The 2274-nt window shown below is 42.8% G+C and carries 1 protein-coding gene and 1 pseudogene; one reads left to right on the top strand and one right to left on the bottom strand.

Annotation, left to right across the window (positions count from 1 at the left end; translation table 11 throughout):
* A pseudogene (locus CXF78_RS20845) lies at window positions 1–293 on the top strand (thymidine kinase); the annotation flags it as partial.
* 74 nt (window positions 294–367) lie between these two features.
* On the opposite strand, the gene CXF78_RS20840 reads toward CXF78_RS20845, so the two are convergent.
* Window positions 368–2158 (bottom strand): acyl-CoA dehydrogenase C-terminal domain-containing protein, encoded by a 1791-nt coding sequence (locus tag CXF78_RS20840; RefSeq protein ID WP_102037835.1) that lies wholly within the window; start codon window positions 2156–2158, stop codon window positions 368–370.
* Between the last annotated feature and the right edge of the window lie 116 nt (window positions 2159–2274).

Here is a 2274-nt window from a genome sequence, read left to right as displayed (position 1 = left end):
AAGTTAGGCAGATCACACACGTTGTTGATAATCTTGATATTCCAGTATTGTGTTATGGCCTTCGTAATGATTTTCAAGGCGAACTATTTCCAGGCAGCCAATATTTATTAGCCTGGGCTGACAAATTAGTTGAGCTTAAAACGATTTGTCATTGTGGCCGTAAAGCAAACATGGTCGTGCGTCTTGATCATGATGGTAAACCGATGCGTGAAGGCGAGCAGGTTGCCATTGGCGGTAATGAAAGTTACGAGTCGGTTTGTCGTAAGCATTTTCGTGAGTTTTTGTGGGATTAAGTCAAACCTAATCAGACTGAATAAAAAAGCCGCTTCAAGTTAATTGATGCGGCTTTTTTGTGTATCATTATTTATTAAAAATCAGCTTCTGCGAAATCAACAATATCTGCACTACTAGATTCAATTTGTTTGCGTAAACTGCGGGTTTGACTACCCCAATAGCTCATAAAGAATTGTGCTGTTTTAAGTTTAGCTTGGTAAAAGCCAGTCTCTTCAGTACCTGCTTCTAATGCGGCTAATGATGTTGCCGCAACGCGAGTCCACATCCACGCTAGCGCTGTAATACCAAACAACTGCATATAGGCCATTGACGCTGCACCAATAAGATCAGGATTCTTGCTGGCTGACTGCACAATAAAACCGGTGGCTTTTTCAAGATCGCCTGCTGCATCCATTAAGCCTGCAAGATAAGGTTTCATTGCGTCATTACCAACGTTTTGCTGAATTAATTCCTTCACCATACCTGACCACAGGGTTAATGCTGCACCTTTGTCGGCAAGTAATTTGCGGCCGACTAAATCGAGAGCTTGTACTCCATTTGTGCCTTCGTAAATCATTGCAATACGGATATCACGTACAAACTGTTCCATACCCCATTCATTAATATAACCATGACCACCATAAATTTGCTGGGCATCAACACACGCTTTAAAGCCTTGGTCGGTGACAAAGCCTTTAACAATTGGTGTAAATAATGCCGCAAGTGCATTAGCTTGTTTGGCTTTTTCTGGATCGGTATGACGTTCTACTTGGTCAAGCCACAGTGCTTGTTGACCCATTAACGCACGTGTACCTTCATTGAACGACTTTTGTGATAATAGCATACGACGTACATCGCCATGGACTAATAATGAGTCAGCAGCTTGTTCAGGCTGCTTAACGCCACTTAATGCACGGCCTTGAATACGCTCTTTGGCATAAACGAGAGCATTTTGATAAGCAATATCTGATACGCCTAAACCTTGAATACCCACACCTAAACGTGCTTGGTTCATCATGGTAAACATGGCTTTTAGACCTTGATGTGCAGCACCAACAAGCTCACCGATAGCGCCGTCAAAATGCATGACACATGTTGAGTTACCATGAATACCCATCTTATGCTCAAGACCTGTTGCGCTAAGCTTGTTAGCTTCGCCTAAGCTACCATCGGCATTCACTAAAAACTTAGGTACAGCAAATAGTGAAATCCCTTTAACACCTTCCGGTGCATCAGGTAAACGCGCTAATACTAAATGAATGATGTTGTCGGCGAGATCGTGATCGCCAGACGAGATAAAGATTTTTTCGCCGCTAATGGCAAATACATCGTCACCCGCAGGAACCGCTTTAGTACGTAATAAGGCTAAATCTGTACCCGCATGAGACTCGGTTAAGTTCATGGTACCAGTCCACTCGCCACTGACCAGTTTTGCTAAGTACTTTTGCTTTAGCGCATCACTGCCGTGAACATGAATGGCTGAATAAGCGCCATGGGTTAAGCCTGGATACATGGCAAACGCCATATTAGTGGCGGTTTTCATTTCGGTTGCGAATGTACCGATAACTTCAGGTAAACCTTGGCCACCAAATTCAGGATCACAGGTTAATGTTGCCCAACCATCTTGTACGTATTGTTTATAAGCTTGCTTGAACCCAATAGGGGTAATGACCTTACCATCAACCAGTTTACAACCTTCTAAGTCACCGCTGGCATTGAGTGGCAACATGATGTCGGTGCTGAAATCGGCAACACCTTGCAAAATTGCATCAGTGAGATCCGCATCTATTTCATCAAAACCGCGTAAATCAGTTTGTTTATAGACATTAAGCAGTTCAGACAGAATGAATTGATAATCGCGAAGAGGAGCTTGGTAAATAGGCATAAGATCATTCCTTGGTTATGTTGTATTTTAGTTTGGTCTCGGCAACAAGATGCAGCTTGTTACTGGTCCAATCAGATAGTTGGTTTGTCTAACCATACCCAATTTCGAGTAAAAAC

The sequence above is a fragment of the Shewanella sp. 11B5 genome, assembly GCF_002836795.1.
Taxonomy (GTDB): domain Bacteria; phylum Pseudomonadota; class Gammaproteobacteria; order Enterobacterales; family Shewanellaceae; genus Shewanella; species Shewanella frigidimarina.
The sequence above is the reverse complement of the archived record's forward strand: the minus strand, read 5'-3'. Positions and strand labels throughout refer to the sequence as shown.